The sequence below is a fragment of the Paracoccus methylovorus genome (assembly GCF_016919705.1).
GTDB classification, from domain to species: domain Bacteria; phylum Pseudomonadota; class Alphaproteobacteria; order Rhodobacterales; family Rhodobacteraceae; genus Paracoccus; species Paracoccus methylovorus.
In genome coordinates, this window is sequence record NZ_CP070368.1 from 1,362,532 (window position 1) to 1,379,786 (window position 17,255).

At 63.5% G+C, this 17,255-nt stretch carries 19 protein-coding genes and 1 tRNA gene; 12 read left to right on the forward strand and 8 right to left on the reverse strand.

Going from position 1 to position 17,255, the window contains the following annotated elements; all coding sequences use genetic code 11:
• Window positions 1–24: 24 nt before the first annotated feature.
• Complete coding sequence (locus tag JWJ88_RS06805; RefSeq protein WP_456095322.1) at window positions 25–1,269, forward strand: HlyD family type I secretion periplasmic adaptor subunit; 1,245 nt, start codon at window positions 25–27, stop codon at window positions 1,267–1,269.
• Window positions 1,270–1,474: 205 nt separating this feature from the next.
• On the opposite strand, the gene argF is transcribed toward JWJ88_RS06805, so the two are convergent.
• From argF to JWJ88_RS06825, 4 genes are all read right to left on the reverse strand, one after another.
• The gene (argF, locus tag JWJ88_RS06810) at window positions 1,475–2,401 is read right to left on the reverse strand and encodes an ornithine carbamoyltransferase (protein ID WP_205293360.1); all 927 of its coding nucleotides are present in this window, start codon (window positions 2,399–2,401) and stop codon (window positions 1,475–1,477) included.
• 96 nt (window positions 2,402–2,497) lie between these two features.
• On the reverse strand, window positions 2,498–2,971 hold the full coding sequence (locus JWJ88_RS06815) for a GNAT family N-acetyltransferase (RefSeq protein WP_205293361.1): 474 nt from the start codon (window positions 2,969–2,971) through the stop codon (window positions 2,498–2,500).
• On the reverse strand, window positions 2,964–4,136 hold the full coding sequence (locus tag JWJ88_RS06820) for an aspartate aminotransferase family protein (protein WP_205293363.1): 1,173 nt from the start codon (window positions 4,134–4,136) through the stop codon (window positions 2,964–2,966). The genes JWJ88_RS06815 and JWJ88_RS06820 overlap by 8 nt, the downstream gene beginning before the upstream one ends.
• Before the next feature lie 164 nt (window positions 4,137–4,300).
• Window positions 4,301–5,122, reverse strand: coding sequence for an ABC transporter permease (locus JWJ88_RS06825; protein ID WP_205293365.1), 822 nt, complete (start codon window positions 5,120–5,122; stop codon window positions 4,301–4,303).
• Between the two features lie 132 nt (window positions 5,123–5,254).
• Here JWJ88_RS06825 and JWJ88_RS06830 point away from each other — a divergent pair, with 132 nt between their 5' ends.
• The 6 genes from JWJ88_RS06830 to JWJ88_RS06855 all read left to right on the forward strand — a co-directional run bounded on the left by JWJ88_RS06830 (window position 5,255) and on the right by JWJ88_RS06855 (window position 11,601).
• Window positions 5,255–5,854 (forward strand): GcrA family cell cycle regulator, encoded by a 600-nt coding sequence (locus JWJ88_RS06830; protein ID WP_205293366.1) that lies wholly within the window; start codon window positions 5,255–5,257, stop codon window positions 5,852–5,854.
• Entirely contained in the window at window positions 5,855–6,295 is a 441-nt protein-coding gene (locus JWJ88_RS06835) for an NUDIX hydrolase (RefSeq protein WP_205293368.1), read from the forward strand.
• Between the two features lie 124 nt (window positions 6,296–6,419).
• On the forward strand, window positions 6,420–8,138 hold the full coding sequence (gene metG, locus JWJ88_RS06840; RefSeq protein ID WP_205293370.1) for a methionine--tRNA ligase: 1,719 nt from the start codon (window positions 6,420–6,422) through the stop codon (window positions 8,136–8,138).
• Window positions 8,139–8,327: 189 nt separating this feature from the next.
• Window positions 8,328–10,424, forward strand: a complete 2,097-nt coding sequence (locus JWJ88_RS06845) for a TonB-dependent receptor plug domain-containing protein (protein ID WP_205293371.1) — start codon at window positions 8,328–8,330, stop codon at window positions 10,422–10,424.
• Between the two features lie 129 nt (window positions 10,425–10,553).
• Window positions 10,554–11,474: an arginase gene (gene rocF, locus JWJ88_RS06850; RefSeq protein ID WP_205293373.1), complete on the forward strand. Its 921-nt coding sequence runs from the start codon at window positions 10,554–10,556 to the stop codon at window positions 11,472–11,474.
• A 41-nt stretch (window positions 11,475–11,515) separates the two neighbouring features.
• Window positions 11,516–11,601 (forward strand) — tRNA-Leu (locus tag JWJ88_RS06855).
• 92 nt (window positions 11,602–11,693) lie between these two features.
• On the opposite strand, the gene JWJ88_RS06860 is transcribed toward JWJ88_RS06855, so the two are convergent.
• On the reverse strand, window positions 11,694–12,086 hold the full coding sequence (locus JWJ88_RS06860; protein WP_205293374.1) for a hypothetical protein: 393 nt from the start codon (window positions 12,084–12,086) through the stop codon (window positions 11,694–11,696).
• Window positions 12,087–12,311: 225 nt separating this feature from the next.
• Between JWJ88_RS06860 and JWJ88_RS06865 the strand changes: the two genes are divergently transcribed.
• Entirely contained in the window at window positions 12,312–12,500 is a 189-nt protein-coding gene (locus tag JWJ88_RS06865; RefSeq protein ID WP_205293376.1) for a hypothetical protein, read from the forward strand.
• A 10-nt stretch (window positions 12,501–12,510) separates the two neighbouring features.
• On the opposite strand, the gene JWJ88_RS06870 is transcribed toward JWJ88_RS06865, so the two are convergent.
• Entirely contained in the window at window positions 12,511–12,675 is a 165-nt protein-coding gene (locus tag JWJ88_RS06870; RefSeq protein ID WP_205293377.1) for a hypothetical protein, read from the reverse strand.
• A 6-nt stretch (window positions 12,676–12,681) separates the two neighbouring features.
• Here JWJ88_RS06870 and JWJ88_RS06875 point away from each other — a divergent pair, with 6 nt between their 5' ends.
• The 4 genes from JWJ88_RS06875 to lpxK all read left to right on the forward strand — a co-directional run bounded on the left by JWJ88_RS06875 (window position 12,682) and on the right by lpxK (window position 15,939).
• Window positions 12,682–13,185, forward strand: coding sequence for a hypothetical protein (locus JWJ88_RS06875; protein ID WP_205293379.1), 504 nt, complete (start codon window positions 12,682–12,684; stop codon window positions 13,183–13,185).
• A 276-nt stretch (window positions 13,186–13,461) separates the two neighbouring features.
• Window positions 13,462–13,707 (forward strand): DUF4170 domain-containing protein, encoded by a 246-nt coding sequence (locus JWJ88_RS06880; protein ID WP_205293381.1) that lies wholly within the window; start codon window positions 13,462–13,464, stop codon window positions 13,705–13,707.
• A gap of 133 nt (window positions 13,708–13,840) precedes the next feature.
• Window positions 13,841–14,953, forward strand: a complete 1,113-nt coding sequence (locus tag JWJ88_RS06885) for a 3-deoxy-D-manno-octulosonic acid transferase (RefSeq protein ID WP_240200119.1) — start codon at window positions 13,841–13,843, stop codon at window positions 14,951–14,953.
• The gene (gene lpxK / locus JWJ88_RS06890) at window positions 14,950–15,939 is read left to right on the forward strand and encodes a tetraacyldisaccharide 4'-kinase (RefSeq protein WP_205293384.1); all 990 of its coding nucleotides are present in this window, start codon (window positions 14,950–14,952) and stop codon (window positions 15,937–15,939) included. The genes JWJ88_RS06885 and lpxK overlap by 4 nt, the downstream gene beginning before the upstream one ends.
• A gap of 41 nt (window positions 15,940–15,980) precedes the next feature.
• On the opposite strand, the gene JWJ88_RS06895 is transcribed toward lpxK, so the two are convergent.
• Complete coding sequence (locus tag JWJ88_RS06895) at window positions 15,981–16,646, reverse strand: DsbA family protein (RefSeq protein ID WP_205293385.1); 666 nt, start codon at window positions 16,644–16,646, stop codon at window positions 15,981–15,983.
• Window positions 16,643–17,182, reverse strand: coding sequence for a DUF721 domain-containing protein (locus tag JWJ88_RS06900; RefSeq protein ID WP_240200120.1), 540 nt, complete (start codon window positions 17,180–17,182; stop codon window positions 16,643–16,645). The genes JWJ88_RS06895 and JWJ88_RS06900 overlap by 4 nt, the downstream gene beginning before the upstream one ends.
• Between the last annotated feature and the right edge of the window lie 73 nt (window positions 17,183–17,255).

The window sequence follows — 17,255 nt, forward strand, 5'->3', positions numbered from 1 at the left end:
CCGGTCCTGCTCGGTTTCATGGCGATGCTGGTATTGATTGGCGGTTTTGGACTATGGGCCGCAACCGCGCGGATTTCAGGCGCCGTCGTTGCCCCCGGTCAGGTCGAGGTCGAACAGCGCCGCCAGATCGTGCAGCATCCCGATGGCGGTGTCGTCGCGGAAATCGTGGTCCATGAAGGCGAAGACGTGTCGGCAGGCCAACCGCTGATCCGGCTTGATGGTGCGCTGCTGGACACTGAGCTTGCCATCGTCGAAGGACAGTATTTCGAAATACTCGCTCGTCGCGGCCGGCTCAACGCTGAGCGGGCAGACGTCAAGGACATCACATTCCCGCAGGAATTGACCGAGGCCGCAGCAAACCGACCCGAGCTTCTGGCCCTGATGGAGGGGCAAACCAGCCTGTTCCGAGCCCGGCTCGACACACTGGAACAATCCTTGGGCCAGTTGGCGAAACAGGTTGAACAGGTGCAATCGCAGATCGACGGCGTGGATGCGCAGACCGTGGCGCTGCAACAGCAACGCGGGTTTATTTCCCAGGAATTACGCGACCAGAGATCACTGTTGGAAAAGGGTCTGGCACAAGCGCCACGCGTGCTGGCGCTTGAACGCGAGGCGGCCCGGCTCGACGGTCTTCTGGGCGAGGCAACCTCCACCCGCGCCCGCGCCGTGACGCAGCTGGCCGAAATCGACCTGTCGCGGCTGGAGAAAACCGCCACCCGTCGCGAAGCCGCCGAGACAGAACTGCGTGAACTTGGCTATCGCGAGCTGGAACTGGCCGAACGCCGCCGCTCGCTGATCGAACGCATCACGCGGCTGGAAATCCGCGCACCCGTCTCGGGCGTGGTGCAGGAATTGCAGATCACCACGCCGCGCTCGGTGATTCGGCCGGCCGAACCGATCATGTTCATCATTCCTCAGGACCGGCCGCTGGTGGTGGCCGCGCGCATAGCACCGATCAATATCGACGAAGTTCACCCGGGGCAGGAAGTGGTGTTACGCTTCTCGTCCTTCTCGTCGCGCACCACACCCGAGATCGACGGGGTGCTGAGCCGCGTCACCCCCGACACGCTGACCGATCCAGTCACGCAGGCGCCCTATTACCGCGCCGAAGTAACGATCGCAGCGACCGAGGTGGAAAAGCTCAAGGGGCTGGAGCTGGTGCCCGGCATGCCGGTCGAAGTCTATGTCCAGACCGGAGAGCGCAGTCCGATGGCCTATCTGGTCAAACCGCTGTCGGATTACTTCACCCGCGCATTCCGCGAGAACTGAACCTCCCGCAGCCCGGCCGCAGCCCTCCCTTTTCCCAGAAGGGGCGGGCTGTAATGGCCCCTCCGATATTGGAGCACGCGGTATCACAGGTGAAAAAGCCGGGCGCGTCAGCGGCCCAGCTTACTTTGCAAATCACATTCATCAGGCGGAAAGCGGGGGAATCAATGCGTCCCGCATTTCCGAAACCGGGCCGCCCGCTGGTATCTTAAAGACCCAGACACCAGCGCATGACGGCCTTTTGCGCATGCAATCGGTTCTCGGCTTCATCGAAGATGACCGAATTCGGACCATCCATCACCGCGCTGGTCACCTCGTCGTCGCGATGCGCGGGCAGGCAATGCATGAACAGCGCGTCGGGTTTGGCCTGGGCCATCAGCGCCTCGTTCACCTGATAGGGGCGCAACTGATTGTGCCGACGCTCGCGGGCCGATTGCGGATCGTGCATCGAAACCCAGGTATCCGTTACCACCAGATCCGCGCCCTCGACGGCTTTTGCCGGATCGCGTTGGATCTGCGCCTGCACGCCCTGGGCACGGGCGAATTCCAGCGCCTCGCGCTCGGGATCCAGCGTCGGGGGGCCGGTAAAGGTAAAGTCATAGCCGAACTGGCCCGCGGCATGGATCATCGAGCAGCAGACGTTGTTGCCATCGCCCGACCAGACCACTTTCTTGCCGGCGATGGGACCGCGATGTTCCTCGAAGGTCATCACATCCGCCATGATCTGACAGGGATGCGTGCGGTTCGTCAGCCCGTTGATGACCGGAACGCTGGCATATTCCGCCATTTCCAGCAGGGTCGCCTCTTCAAAGGTGCGGATCATGATCAGATCGACATAGCGCGACAGCACCCGCGCGGTATCGGCTATGGTCTCGCCATGGCCAAGCTGCATCTCCTTGCCCGACAGCACCATGGTCTGGCCGCCCATCTGCCGTACGCCGAGGTCAAAGCTGACGCGGGTCCGGGTCGAGGGCTTTTCAAAGATCAGCGCCACCATGCGGTTCTTAAGGGGTGAATCGGCGTCCGGCGCACCCTTGGGCTGACCATCGCGTGCATCCTTCATCCGGCGCGCAGTGTCGATCATTCCGCGCAGATCTGCCTTGTCGGTGGTATGGATGTCGAGGAAACTGTTCATATGTGACTGTCTTTCGGATTGATCTGGCAAGCAAGCCGCGTTGCCGAAGGGAGGTCAAGGCCAAAGGCCCAGAGTCGTTGCGGAATTCGACATCCCTCATCGGTGCCGTGTCATGATGCGCGCAAGCGTTCCGTCCTCGGATGGCCGCAATTCCTCGCCCCGAAATCCCGCCTTTTCATAGGCGCGAATGGCGCGCAGGTTCCTGGGGTCCGGGTCGATAACCAATAGCGCCGCCTGCTCCAGCAGGCTGTCGGACAGCGCCCGCAACCAATCCCCGCCGCGGCCAAATCCTTCGGGGCCCGAGAAGCAGTCGACAGCGATGGCATCGGGGGCAAGATCGGCGAAATGCGGCGCCGACCAATGATGCGCGGGGTAATGCTGCGCATAGCCCAACGGGACATCATCGCCAAGCGCGATCACCTGGCGCATTGCGGGTTCGTCCAGATCTTGCTCGATCCCGGCCAACTCGTCAGACCCCGGCCACCAATGCGCGACCTCGGGCTGGCGCAGCCAATCCGCCAGCATGGGCAGATCGGCGCGCGTAACCGGCCGGAAACCGAACTCAGCCATCCAGCCTGCCGGCAGCCCGGTCCAGCCGGACAACCGCCTCGGCGATCTCGTCGTCGCTGATGGTCAGCGGGGGCAGCAGGCGCAAGGTGTTGTCCGCTGCGGCCACGGTCAGGATATGTTCGCCGTAACCGGCATTGACCAGTTCGCCGGGCGCGATTTTGCATTTCAGGCCCAGCATCAGGCCCTGACCGCGCACCGTTTCGAAGATATCGGGATGCGCGGCAACCAGCCCCTCCAGCTTTTGGCGGAACAGGGCGGCCTTGCGGTTGACCTCGGCCAGAAACTCAGGGCAGGCAATGATCTGCATGACCTTGGCGCCGATCGCGCAGGCCAGCGGATTGCCGCCATAGGTCGAGCCATGCGAACCCACCGCCATACCTGCAGCGGCCTTTTCCGTAGCCACCACCGCACCCAGCGGGAAGCCGCCGCCGATGCCCTTGGCGATCATCATGATATCGGGGGTGATGCCGGCATATTCATGCGCAAACAGCTTGCCGGTGCGGCCCATGCCGGACTGCACCTCGTCCAGAACCAAGAGCGCGCCGGTCTGGTCGCACAACTCGCGGATCAGGCGCAGGTCGGCGTCGGGCAGCGGACGAATGCCACCTTCGCCCTGCACCGGCTCCAGCATGACGGCGGCGGTGCGGTCGGAAATCGCAGCCTTCAGCGCCTCCATGTCGGCCCATGGCAACTGGCGGAAACCGGGCATCAGGGGGCCAAAGCCCTTGACCATCTTTTCCGAACCTGCCGCCGCGATGGCGCCGGTCGAACGGCCGTGGAAGGCCCCTTCGAAGGTCAGGATCTCATAGCGGTCGGGATCGCCCTGTTCGGCCCAGTATTTACGCACCATCTTGATCGCCAGTTCTGCGGCCTCGGTGCCAGAGTTGGTGATGAAGGCAGTGTCGGCAAAAGTGTGCTCGGTCAACAGATCCGCCAGCCTTTCCTGCTCGGGGATCTGATACAGGTTCGAAACATGCCAGATCCGGTTCGCCTGTTCGGTCAAGGTGGCGACCAGTTCGGGATTGGCGTGACCCAGTGCGTTCACGGCAATACCCGCCCCAAGGTCCAGATATCGCGTCCCATCCGTCGCGATGGCCCAAGAGCCCTCACCCCGCTCAAATGCAAGGGGTGCGCGGTTGTAAGTCGGCAGGACGTGCGAAATCATGGGGTTACCCTCTCTGGGAACGGCCGCTTGGCGGCACCATGGCTGACGGAAAGGCAGGGGGGATCGGACGTCGAAGCGTCAACGTCGGGGACGGGCGATATATGCGGTCCGGGCGATCATGGGCCGTCGCATAGCGCGGAATCGGGCCTTGCGCAACGGTCATTTCAGGGCTTCATCCGATAGCCCGAGGCCAGCCAGCGCCATGCGATGAACAGCACCAGCCCCACCGTCAGCATGCTGACCGCCAGCCCGCGCAGCACCGGCGCATCCGAAACCCCGACAAAGCCGTAACGCGCACCGTCGATCAGATAGAAGATCGGGTTCCAATGCGCCAGCGTCCGGAACGGCTGGGGCAGCGCCTCGACCGAATAGAAAGTGCCCGACAGAAACGAAAGCGGGGTGACGACAAAGTTGGTGATCGCCGCCATCTGGTCGAATTTCTGCGCCGCGATCCCGGCCAGCAGGCCCAGCCCGCCCATCAGCAGGGCCCCCAGCACGACGAAGGTCAGCACCCACAGCGGATGGGCCACGCCCTGCCCGATCACCAGCGCCATGCCGACGGCGATAGCGAATGCAACGATCAGGGCACGTGTCACCGAACCGATCAGATAGCCGGCCAGGATCTCGACCGCCGACAGGGGCGGCATCAGCGTATCGACGATATTGCCCTGCATCTTGGCCGAGATAAGGCTGGACGAGGTGTTGGCAAAGGCGTTCTGGATCACCGTCATCATCAGGATGCCGGGGCCAAGAAATGCCAGATAGGACAGGCCCATGATCTCGCCCCGGTTCCGGCCAAGCGCCAGGGCAAAGACGATCACGAACAGCGCCGAGGTCATCAGCGGCGCAAATATGGTCTGTTGCCAGACGCTGAGAAAGCGCATGATCTCGCGCCGGCACAGCGTATAGAGGCCCAGCCAGTTCACCCGGTCAAAGCGGCGCACGCCCATTTGACGGAATCCGGGGCGGTTCTGGACGGGCTGCATCGGTGCTCCTTGAACTTACGGGCGCGGACGAGTAAATCTGGCTATCCCCGGATTTAAGGCCGGATCTTGCGGAATTGAAGCCACTAGCACGAAGGGCACCGGGTTGCACCCCCGGTGCAGGAAAGGCAAACCATGTCCTGGACCGACGAGCGCGTCGAGACGTTGAAACGCATGTGGGCCGAGGGCCAGTCTGCCAGTCAGATCGCCAAGGAGCTGGGCGGCGTGACCCGCAACGCGGTGATCGGCAAGGTTCACCGGCTGGGCCTGTCGAATCGCAGCGAAGAGGGGGCGGAAGCCGCCCCGGAACCCGTGGCAAAACCCGCCGCCGCCGCGCCGGCGCCCGAGCCAAAGCCGGCACCCGAGCCGGCGCCCGCGCCGAAGCCCAAACCCGCTGTCGCAGCCGCCCCGGAACCGACCCCCGAGCCCGCGCCGCAAGTGGCCACCTTCAACCGCCGACCCATCGTTCCGGCGGGCCAGCCTCTGCCGCCGCAGCCCTCGGCCAACGAGATCAGCCCCGAGGCGCTGGCCTCGGTGCGCGAGGTCGAAAAGCGCGCCCGCAAGCTGACCCTGATGGAACTGACCGAGCGCACCTGCAAATGGCCCATCGGTGACCCGGCGACCGACAAGTTCTGGTTCTGCGGCCTGCCCTCGGTCCCCGGCAAGCCCTATTGCGAGGCGCATGTGGGCGTGGCCTTCCAACCGATGAGCTCGCGCAGGGATCGCAGGCGTTAGGTGCCCCGCTTTCCCCGGCTCGCTGCGCTGGCCGTCACGCTGGACGGCTCTGGCGACACGATGCGGGCGCTGCTGGTTCAGCGCCGCAATCCGCCGGATGCGGGCCTTTGGGGCTTTCCGGGCGGCCATGTCGAACCCGGCGAAACCGCGCTTGAGGCTGCCGCCCGTGAACTGGCCGAGGAAACCGGCATCATCGGCCAGCCGCGCGCCTATCTGGACAATGTCGACGTGATCGAACGCGATGCGAATGGCGCGCTGCGGTTTCATTTCCTGCTGGCAGCGGTGCTCTGCGACCATGTCGCGGGCGAGCCGGTCGCGGCGGATGACGCGCTGGACGCGCGTTGGGTGACGGTCGGGGACATTCTGGCCGGCCGCCTGCCGCTCAGCGCCTGCGTGGCCGACGTGATCCGCAAGGCGCTGGCCTGCCGGCAGGCCGGTTAAAACAAGCCCGCCGCCCTTGCGCCGTTGCGTCAGGCATCTCCCCCGCAGCGGTGACAGCCCCGAGGTGCTGGTCTTCGCCGCCCACGCTGGATAAAGAAGCGCAGTAACCCAACAGGACCCGATCATGGCGCGGCATCTCATCACTTCGGCGATCCCTTACATCAACGGGATCAAGCACCTCGGCAATCTCGTCGGCTCGCAACTGCCGGCGGATCTTTACGCCCGTTACCTGCGTGGCCGCGAGAATGAGGTGATGTTTATCTGCGCCACCGACGAACACGGCACCCCGGCCGAGCTTGCCGCCGCCAAGGCAGGCAAACCGGTCGCTGTCTATTGCGCCGAAATGCACGAGATACAGGCCGGGATCGCCCGCAACTTCGGCCTGTCCTTCGATCATTTCGGCCGTTCCTCGTCCGAGCGCAACCATGTGCTGACGCAGCATTTCGCCGGCAAGCTGGACGAGAACGGTTACATCTCCGAGGTCGAGGAACGGCAGGTCTACTCCATCGACGACGGCCGCTTTCTGCCCGACCGCTATATCGAGGGCACCTGCCCCAACTGCGGCTATGACAAGGCGCGCGGCGACCAGTGCGAGAATTGCACCAAGCAGCTTGATCCGACCGATCTGATCGAGCCGCGCTCGGCCATCTCTGGCTCGACCAATCTGGAAGTGCGGTCGACCAAGCACCTTTACCTGCGCCAGCGCACACTCAAGGACCAGATCGCCGCCTGGATCGACAGCAAGACCGACTGGCCGATCCTGACCACCTCTATCGCCCGCAAGTGGCTGAACGATGGCGACGGCTTGCAGGACCGCGGCATCACCCGCGATCTGGATTGGGGTATCCCGGTGAAAAAGGGCGACAGGCCCTGGCCCGGGATGGAGGGCAAGGTCTTTTACGTCTGGTTCGACGCGCCCATCGAATATATCGCCGCCACGGCCGAGGGCGCCGACAAGCGCGGTGCGCCCGACAGCGACTGGCGCCGCTGGTGGCGGCTGGACGAGGGCGCGGACGACGTGACCTATACCCAGTTCATGGGCAAGGATAACGTGCCCTTCCACACGCTGTCTTTCCCGGCGACGATCATCGGTTCGGGTGAGCCGTGGAAGCTGGTGGATTACATCAAAAGCTTCAACTACCTGACCTATGACGGCGGCCAGTTTTCGACCAGCCAGGGTCGCGGCGTATTCATGGATCAGGCCCTGTCGATCCTGCCCGCCGATTACTGGCGCTGGTGGCTTTTGTCGCACGCGCCCGAATCGGGCGACAGCGAGTTCACCTGGGACAATTTCCAGCAATCGGTAAACAAGGATCTGGCCGATGTGCTGGGCAATTTCGTCAGCCGCATCACCAAGTTCTGCCGCAGCAAGTTCGGCGAAACGATCCCCCAAGGCGGCAGCTACGGCCCAGAAGAGGAAGCCCTGCTTGAGGCCCTGACCACCCGCATCCGTGCCTATGAAGGCTTCATGGACCATGTCGAGGTCCGAAAATCCGCAGCCGAGCTGCGCGCAATCTGGGTTCTGGGCAACGAATACCTGCAATCGGCCGCCCCTTGGTCAACCTTCAAGACCGACCCGGAAAAGGCTGCGATGCAGGTGCGTCTGGGCCTGAACCTGATCCGGCTCTATGCGGTCTTGTCTGCACCCTTCATCCCCTTCGCGGCGGATGCGATGCTGGCTTCCATGCAAAGCGATAACCGTAACTGGCCCGATGACGTTCGCACCGCGCTGGAGGCCCTGCCCGCTGGACACGGTTTTTCCGTGCCCGACGTGCTTTTCGCCAAGATCACCGACGAACAGCGCGACGAATGGCAGGACCGCTTCAAGGGCATTCGCAGCTGATCAAATCAGCCTGATGGTAAAACACAATATATTTGTTGTATTTGCGCAACAAACCATACCACTGGCGGAACAGTCCCTTGCCCCTTCGGGCGGGGGCTGATTAATCGCCGCCAGTTACCCAGGTCACGGCGGCTCCCTCCCGCATCTCGGCCCAGGCAGAAATCTTGCTCCTGCTGTTCCGAGGTGACGATGCCGTCCTTTCATGTAATCCGCCCCACACATTCGCGTCATGGCCGCAGCATTCGCGCGGCTTCCCCCTCCGCCGGCCGACTTCCTGCCCTGCTTCTTGGCCTGACCGCCCTGACCGCGCCAACGATCGCACTGGCACAGGCCGAAGTGGTCGAACTGGACACCGTCATCGTAACCTCGGCCTCGTCCATCGCGACATCGATTCAGGATGCGCCCGCTTCGATCACCGTGATCGACCAAAGCGACATCCGGGCCAAAGGCGCACGCGACATCAAGGATGTGCTGCGCACGGTCCCCGGTCTCAACCTGACGCGCGGGAACGACGGCAATTCGCAAGTCTCGTTCCGCGGCCTGTCCTCCAGCCGCACGCTTACGCTGATCGACGGCAAGCGGGTCAGCACCCGCAACACCTTTGCCCGCCACTACGGGGGCGACCTGCAAATCGTGCCGTTGGATGCAATCGAACGTATCGAGGTCGTGCGCGGCCCGATGTCCACGCTTTACGGCTCGGACGCGATGGGTGGTGTCATCAACATCATCACCAAGAAAGCGACCGAGACCTGGTCGGGTTCGCTGACCACCGATTTCGCTTTCGCGGACGAAAACAGCACCGCCGACAGCCGTGCAATCTCGGGCTACATCTCTGGTCCGCTTGGCAACAACCTCAGCCTTTCGGCCTGGGGCAAGCTGGGTGAAACCGACGCGCCCGATGCACCCTATGCCTATTCCGAAGGCCGCGGCGGCGTGCTCACACCACTTTACACCTCGAACGGTATGCGCACCAAAACGCTCGGCACGCGCCTGACCTGGGCCCCGCAAGAGGGGATGGAATGGGGTGCCGAAGTCCAAGGCTCGGTCGACAATTATCTGGGCAACGTGGGCGAGCCCGATTCCAGAAAGGTGTCCAGGACAAGCTATGGCCTGACCAATGAGTTGCAGTTGGGTCAGGGTCACCTGTCCAGCTACCTGCGTCACGAAACATCCGGCAACGAGAGCTGGAACGCGACAACGGGGACGTGGGACGACCCCATCGACTATGACACGACCACACTGGAAAGCCGCTATACCTCGCAGACGACGCTGGGTGGCCGTCAGTTCGATTACACCATCGGCGGCCTTGTGGCGCATGAAAAGCTGAGCGACCCGCAGACCTCGGCCGAACTCATCGAAGGTTCGGTCGACACCGCGGCAATCTATGCCGAAGGCCGCTGGCAGGCGACCGACATGCTGAGCCTGACCACCGGCCTGCGTGTGGACCATCACGAGCGGTTCGGCACCCATGTCACCCCGCGCATCTATGCCAACTACGACTTCGGCAACGGGCTGATGCTGAAGGGCGGCTATTCGCAGGCCTTCGTGGCGCCCGACCTGCGCAACCTGAACCCGAATTACGAGATGGGCTCGCGCGGCAACGGGTGCAAACCCTACCAAGGCCCCTGCACCATCGTCGGCAATCCCGATCTTAAGCCCGAGACCTCGGACAACTACGAGATCGGCCTGAACTACCAGGGTGAACGCAGCAGCTGGGAGGTCACCGCCTTCTACAACGACGTTCAGGACATGATTAGCGCCCGCAGGATCCGGCCTGCCACGCCCACGGAATCGGCACTGTTCCAGCGTGACAACTTCGACTACGGCAAGACTGCGGGTATCGAGTTCGGACTGGATTACCAGATCAACGACGATCTGACCTGGACCACCTCGGGCACCTATATTGCCAAGTCCGAGTTCAAATACGGCGACTTCGACACCGCCTATCCGATGGCCACGACGCCCAAGTGGAATATCACCACCGGTCTGGGCTGGCAGGCAAACGACAAGCTGAACCTGTCGGGTGAGGTGACCTATGTCGGCAAGCAGGCGGGCTATGTCGTCGAAGACGGCCTCGTGGTCGGCGGTGACGAGCAGGCCTCAGTGCCGGCCGGTCAGAACAGCAAAGCCTATTATCTGGTCAACGTGGCCGCCGCCTATGACCTGAACGATATGGCGACGCTGAATGTCGGCATCGACAACCTGTTCAACGGTCAGCCCGAATCCGATGTCTCTTATCGCGAGAACGGCCGGCTGTTCACGCTGGGCATCACCACCCGCTTCTGATCCCGTTCAAGCTGGAAAACGAAAGGCCGTCCCAATCAGGGGCGGCCTTTTTTGGTAACGGGCATATGGAACCTGCCGGCCGCGCAGCGCATGGTTGTTCAGGACAGGCAGAATAACGGAGATGGCCCCATGACCCATTGCATCCTGATCGGCGCCCCGGTGGACGAGGGGCAGCGCCGCCCCGGCTGCCTGATGGGTCCCGCCGCCTATCGCGTAGCAGGGCTGGCCCATACCCTGAACCAACTGGGCCACACGGTCGAGGACCGCGGTGATCTTCGTCCCACCCCGGGCCGCAGCCAGGTTTGCGCCAACCCTGCCGTGCATCACCTGTCAGAGATCATCGCCTGGACCGAGGTGCTGCGCGCCGCCGGCACCACGGCGATGGAAGAAGGAATGCCCATCTTTCTGGGCGGCGATCATTCGCTGGCGCTTGGGTCGCTGGCCGGCGTGACGGCCCATGCCCATGCCTTGGGGCGGCCGCAATTCGTGTTGTGGCTGGACGCGCACAGCGACTTCCACACTGTCGAGACCACAGCCTCGGGGAACCTGCATGGCACGCCGCTGGCCTATGCCTCGGGTCGGGCGGGTTTTGGTCCCTTTCCCGCCTTTCCGGCACCGATCCCGCCCCGAAACATCTGCATGTTCGGCATACGCAGCGTGGATGGCCCCGAACTGGCCGCGCTGCGCGAAACCGACATCGTCGTGAACGACATGCGCGTTCTGGACGAGCGCGGCATCATTGCGCCCTTGCGCGAATTCCTTGACCGGGTGCAGGCCGAAAACGGCTTGCTGCATGTCAGTCTGGACGTGGATTTCCTCGATCCGTCGATCGCCCCCGCCGTCGGCACCACCGTTCCCGGCGGTGCCACTTTCCGCGAGGCGCATCTGGTCTGCGAACTGCTGCATGAAAGCGGGCTGATGACCTCGCTGGACCTGGTCGAGTTGAACCCGTTTCTGGACGACCGTGGCCGCACGGCAATGCTGATGGTCGATCTGGTCGGCTCGCTGATGGGGCGCAAGGTATTTGACCGGCCCACACGCAGCTACTGAGGCTTGCCAATTCCCGCCCGGCCCGCTAGCCAATTCCCGGCGCGGGCGTGGCGGAATGGTAGACGCATGGGACTTAAACTCCCTGGGGCGCAAGCCTGTGCGGGTTCGAGTCCCGCCGCCCGCACCAGATAACCTCATTTCGTGTATTTCCGACGACAAGGGCAACGACCCTGCAAGCCCCTCAGTCAGGGCGACGGGTTGCCATAAAGCTGACCGCCCTTATTTCCGCCGCAGATTTTCCAGTTCCGGGAACGGCTGCCACTGCACGTCCGGACGGTCGCAGATCGGATGGTCCAGACTGCCGCCGGCAACCTTGCCGTCGCGGATTGGAACTCCGATGCTGTGCACCCCAAGGTAATTGCCCGATACATCCTTGCTGTCCCCGCGCACGCAAACCCCTTGCAAACCATCCGGCAGGGTCGCCACGTTGGAAATCTCGGCATCCCTGATCGAGGACGGATCATAGATCAACTCTTGGGCGGCGGCGACAATCTGCGCCTTCAAGGCGGCATCCGGCGGCGTGGCCCGCGCGATGACATCGCCGTAATTGTCGGTCGCGGCGCAGGCGGTCAGAAGCAAAGTGCCGGTGATCAGAACAAGTCTTTGGCGCATAATCATTTCCCCATCAGGCTTACAGCCATCGTAGGTAGCATCCATCGGGAATGGAAGGCCCGCGCACCGGCAAAGAGAAGAACCCGCACCAGAGGTCGAACCGCCACGAGGCGCTGAACGCTTCTGCGATTTCCCTTGATCCCTTGAAATTGTCTCATCGTCGCGCTGTCTGCACATCCCATTACCCATGAGGCAGGATCGACCGGTATTTGCAGAAGGAAACCGATGGTGGTCGATGACAAAAGGACCGATGCGCTCAGGGCGTTCCTGATGGACTTGTTGCTCAGTTCGCCGCTGCTGCGACCGGGCCGCGAACATGAAACCGCCCGCGCTTATCAGGATAAGGCGGCCGTTTCCCATCCCGAGGTGGCAAGCATCCTTCACGAAGCGGCCGACCGCCTGCTTCACGGCTGATATCGGCGGCTCAGGGCGGCAGGTCCATTTGCACCAGCGCCACCAGATAGAGCAGCCAAGGGGTCAGCACCGCACCGCCCAGCAGAAAAAGCACGTCTCTGCGCCATCCATGACGGACCAGAGCCATCGAGATGGCGACCGCTGCGGCGATGGGTAATAGCATCAGAATCGGCATGCAGCCATGATAGCCAGCCCCTGCGCCCGAGACTTCGCAAAACGAAACATTCTCAAAGCGATGGCCAAAATCTGCCGGAACCTTGCAGGCAGTTCGGCAACCACCCGCCACCCAAGGGTCGAAACGGTCCGGCAAACCGCTGCTGTTCCGGCGTCACTTCCGGTTGCCTCCACCGCGGCACAGGCATACAGGGGGCGGGCTCAATTCACCAAGTTACCAGGCATTATGATGAAGCAGATTCTGTTCCCGATCCTCGCCGCCCTTGTGGTCGGTTTTGGCCTCATGGCCTATGACAAGTCGCGCGGCGCGGAATGGGTGGTATCCCCGGAAGAAATCGCCCAAGCTCAAGCTGCCGGCAAACCGGGCGTAGACTCTCGGCCCGGCACGGTGACCGTCCTGCCGATCCGCAGCGAGACCGCCGACGCGTTGCCTTTCAAATGGGCGATGGCTGGCATTGCCGCTGGTTTGGTCGCTTTCAGTTCCATGCGCCGCAAGAAAAAGGCAGCGTAGGGTCGCCATTCTGCGAAAGGATATCTATCCTTCCCTGAACCGAATGAAACCGCAGGCACTCTCCGCCAGACAAATGAGATCTGCGCGGATGCGGCCAGATGCCTCGATTTCACTTTACTTTCATCATATAAGCATATCGTTTATAATAAACTTTCCTCTGTCGCAGATTGCAATTAACCCCGAAGACCATCTGCTGGTGAATTTGAATGAATCGGCTTGGTTCCCCCGCAAGGCTCGGTTAGTTTCGCGCCGAAATCCGAACCTTAGGAGAATAGGATGGCACAGCGCCTTCACCTCGTTTTCGGTGGTGAGCTTACCGATCCCACCCGCACCGAGTTCCGTGATACCAAGGACATCCATATCGTCGGCATCTACCCCAACTATGCCGAAGCCCATTCCGCTTGGAAGGCCGAGGCGCAGCGCACCGTGGACAGCGCCCATACCCGTTATTTCATCGCCCACCTGCACCGGCTGCGCGACGAAGAACGCGAGGTCAGCCCGACCGAGGAACTGGGCAGCTAAGCCGCCGCCAAGCGCGATGCCCCCCCCTGACGCGACCGCATCCCTCGCCCTGTGGCTTCATCTGCGGCGCGCGGCGCTGTCGAGCGGGCCGGTGCCGCCTATTGCTACGCCATCGGGCGACGGGCCGCTGGTCTTGGTACATCTTTCAGAGCAGGCCGAGGACCCGCCGCAACCCGCCGCGCTGATCAAGGCGTTGCTGGCGCGGCGACCGGGGCTGCGCTTTGCCTTTTCCGGCGCGCCCCTGCCGTCCGACCATCTGCCCGCGGGGCTGCGCTCCGTCGCCCTGCCGCCCTGCCACGATCCGGCAGTCGCGCACGAGGCGATCCAGACGCTCAGGCCACGGGTGGCGTTGATCCTTGGTGATCAGCTTCCGGCCTCGCTGATCTCGGCCATGGCCGAGCAGCACCTGCCGGTCATCCTGTGCGAAGCGAGGCTGGTGGCCTATACCCGACGCGGATCGTGGCGTGGGGCCGTCAATCGCGGGCTGATCGGCAAGATCACCCGCATCCTTGCCCCCGACCCGACCGCCGCCGCCGCCGCCCGTCAACTTGGTGCCGCGCCGGATCGGGTCGAGCTGACCGGCCCGATCACCGAGACGCGGCCTCCCTTGGCTGCAAACGAGGCAGAGCGCCGCGCGCTGGCCCAGATTCTGGCCGGTCGCCACACCTTGCTGGCTGCCTGCCCCACCCTGCCCGAGGCCAAGGCGGTGCTGGCCGCCCATCAGGCGGCGCTGCATCATAATCATCGCGCGCTGCTGATCCTGGCCGGCCTGTCAGAGGAGATCCTTCCCCAGATCCGCGCCGAGGTCGAGGCGCTTGGCCTTGCCGCCGTGCTGCGCTCGGACGACGAGGATCCTTCGCCGGACGATCACGTTCTGATCGCCGAGGATACGCAAGAGATGGGTCTGTGGTATCGTCTGGCTCCGGTCAGTTTCATGGGAGGCACCCTTTTGCCCGGTCCCGGGCTTGCGCCCCGTCATCCGTTCGAGCCGGCTGCCCTTGGCTCGGCCATCATCCACGGTCCCATTGCAGGCCCGCATGGGCCGGAATGGGTGCAACTTGACGGCGCCTCGGCCGCGCGGCTGGTTACGGATGCGGTTGGCCTGACCCGTGCGGTCACAGATCTGTCTGCGGCGGATCAGGCAGCGATGCTGGCCGGCAACGCCTGGTCGGTCAGCACCGGCGGCGCCGCCGTGCTGGGCCGCATCGCCGATACCGTCATCGAAGCCATGGAGACCGCACAATGAGCCGGCGCGCACCCGCCTTCTGGTTCCAGCCGCCGGGGCTGCAGGCACGTTTACTGTCCCCGCTTGGCGCGCTTTACGCCGCGGCCACCGCCCGCCGCCTGGCCCGGGGCGGGCGCACAAAGCCGGGTGTCCCGGTAATCTGCGTTGGCAACCTGAACGCCGGCGGCACCGGCAAGACACCCACCACGATCATGCTGGCCCAGCTTTTGCAGGCGCGCGGCGTCGAGGTGCATATCGTCTCGCGCGGGTATGGCGGCAGTGAAAAGGGCCCGCTGCGGGTCGAGGAATCGCGTCATAAGGCAAGTCGCGTCGGCGATGAGCCGTTGCTGATGGCGGCTTTTGCGCCGGTCTGGGTCGCGGATGATCGCCGCGCAGGTGCGAAAGCTGCGGTGGATGCTGGTGCTCGGGCGATCCTGCTGGACGACGGCTTTCAGGACCCGGCCTTGGCGCATGATCTGTCGCTGATCGTGGTGGACACGGCCAAGGGCTTTGGCAACGGGCTTTGCCTGCCTGCCGGGCCGCTGCGCGAGCCGGTGGACCGCGGACTTGCCCGCGCCGACCTGCTTTTGTCGATCGGCGATGCCCCGGCTCAGGCGCAATTCGCGACTGCCTGGGATAAGCGCCTGCCCCTGCCGCATCTGACCGGCCACCTCGCCCCGTTACAGACTGGCATGGATTGGCAGGGGCAGCCCGTGCTGGCCTTTGCCGGCATCGGCCATCCCGAGAAATTCTTTGCCACCCTGCGCAGCCTTGGCGCCAAGGTGCTGCGGGCCGAGGCGCTGGAGGATCATCAGCCCTTCACCCCGCAACTCCTGACGCGGCTGGAGACCGAATCGCGGCTGATCGGTGCGCAATTGGTAACGACGGAAAAGGATGCCGTGCGGCTGCCGCGCAGCTTCCGTCCCAAGGTGTTGGCCCTGCCGGTCCGGCTGCAATTGGACGATGCCGCACCGCTTACCGGACGGCTGGCCGCTTTGGGCCTGTAAGACCCCGGCCGCCGCCGGCCGGAGTCGCTGGGCAGGGGCGCTCAGCCCTTGTTTTCGGCCTCGACCAGTTTGGCGTCGATGATCTTTTTCAGATCGTCCCAAGGCTGGTTTTGCACCTTCTCGCCGGCGATGATGAAGGTCGGCGTGCCCTCGATACCGTCGGCACTGGCGTTGGTCTGGAATGTGGCAACCAGATCGGCGACCTTTTGCTTGTCGTTCCAGCAAGCATCCATCTGCTCGGTGGTCATGCCGGCCTTGGCGCCAATTTTGCGCAGGTTAGCGGCAATCTCATCGCCAGATTTCGCATCCAGCCAGTTCTTTTGGTCCGAGAAGACCAAGTCCGAAACAGCGTAATATTTCTCATCCCCGCCACAACGGGCCAGGATGCCGGCCCAAAGCCCGACCGCGTCGAAATAAACATCGCGCTGGATGAACCGGACCTTGCCGGTATCGATATATTCCGCCTTCAGCTTGGGCAGGTTCTGGTCGTGGAACGCCGCGCAATGGCTGCAGGTAAAGCTGGCGTATTCGATGATCGTGACCGGCGCGTCTTCTTGACCCAGCGCAATATCGGGCAGGACATTGCCCTCAAGCGATTGCTCGGCGGCATTGTCGGCGGATTCCGCCTCTTGCGCCAGTGCGGGCAGCGCAGATGCGGTCAGCGCAGCCACGGCGGCGGCAATCAGGGAACGGCGAAGCAGCATCATGGATTGGCCTTTCGGTCGTTAGCGTCCCGGCGGGACAGGATGTTCAGCGCCAGCCGCCGCATGGCTGCGGAAAGCGCGGGATTGTCGAACTCCGAGGCGATATCCTCGGCCTGGGCTATCTTTTGCGGATCGGGGGGGGCGTCGCGGCGTGGCGCGGCGACGAATTCGGCCTGCCCTTCGGAAAAACCAATGGGCGCGGTCTGGGTCAGCACGATGCGCGAAACGGCGTTAAAGCCATAGCAGGCATTCACCTTGTCCCGGATCTGTTCAAGCTGCATGCCGATCAGCGGGGCCTGCGCGCCCGGAACCAGCAAGGTCAGCGTGGCGCCAAAACCCTTGCCGTGATTGATCCTGACCGGGCGGGTACGGGCGGCAAGTTCAGGCCCTACCACGTCCTGCCAATGGGTCAGCAGGCGCGCGACGGCAAACCCCCGGCCTTCGCTCACGGTCTTTACCCGTTGCGCGACCAGTTGCGCCGCGGCCTCAAAGCCGCGCATACGGCGGCGGGGCTGGGTCTCGGGTTTCTTCTGGGCCATCGGGCAACCATATGGTTTATCTGGCGCACAGTCTGGACCGCGACGCGTCCGGATGCCAGAGAAACGAGGCTGA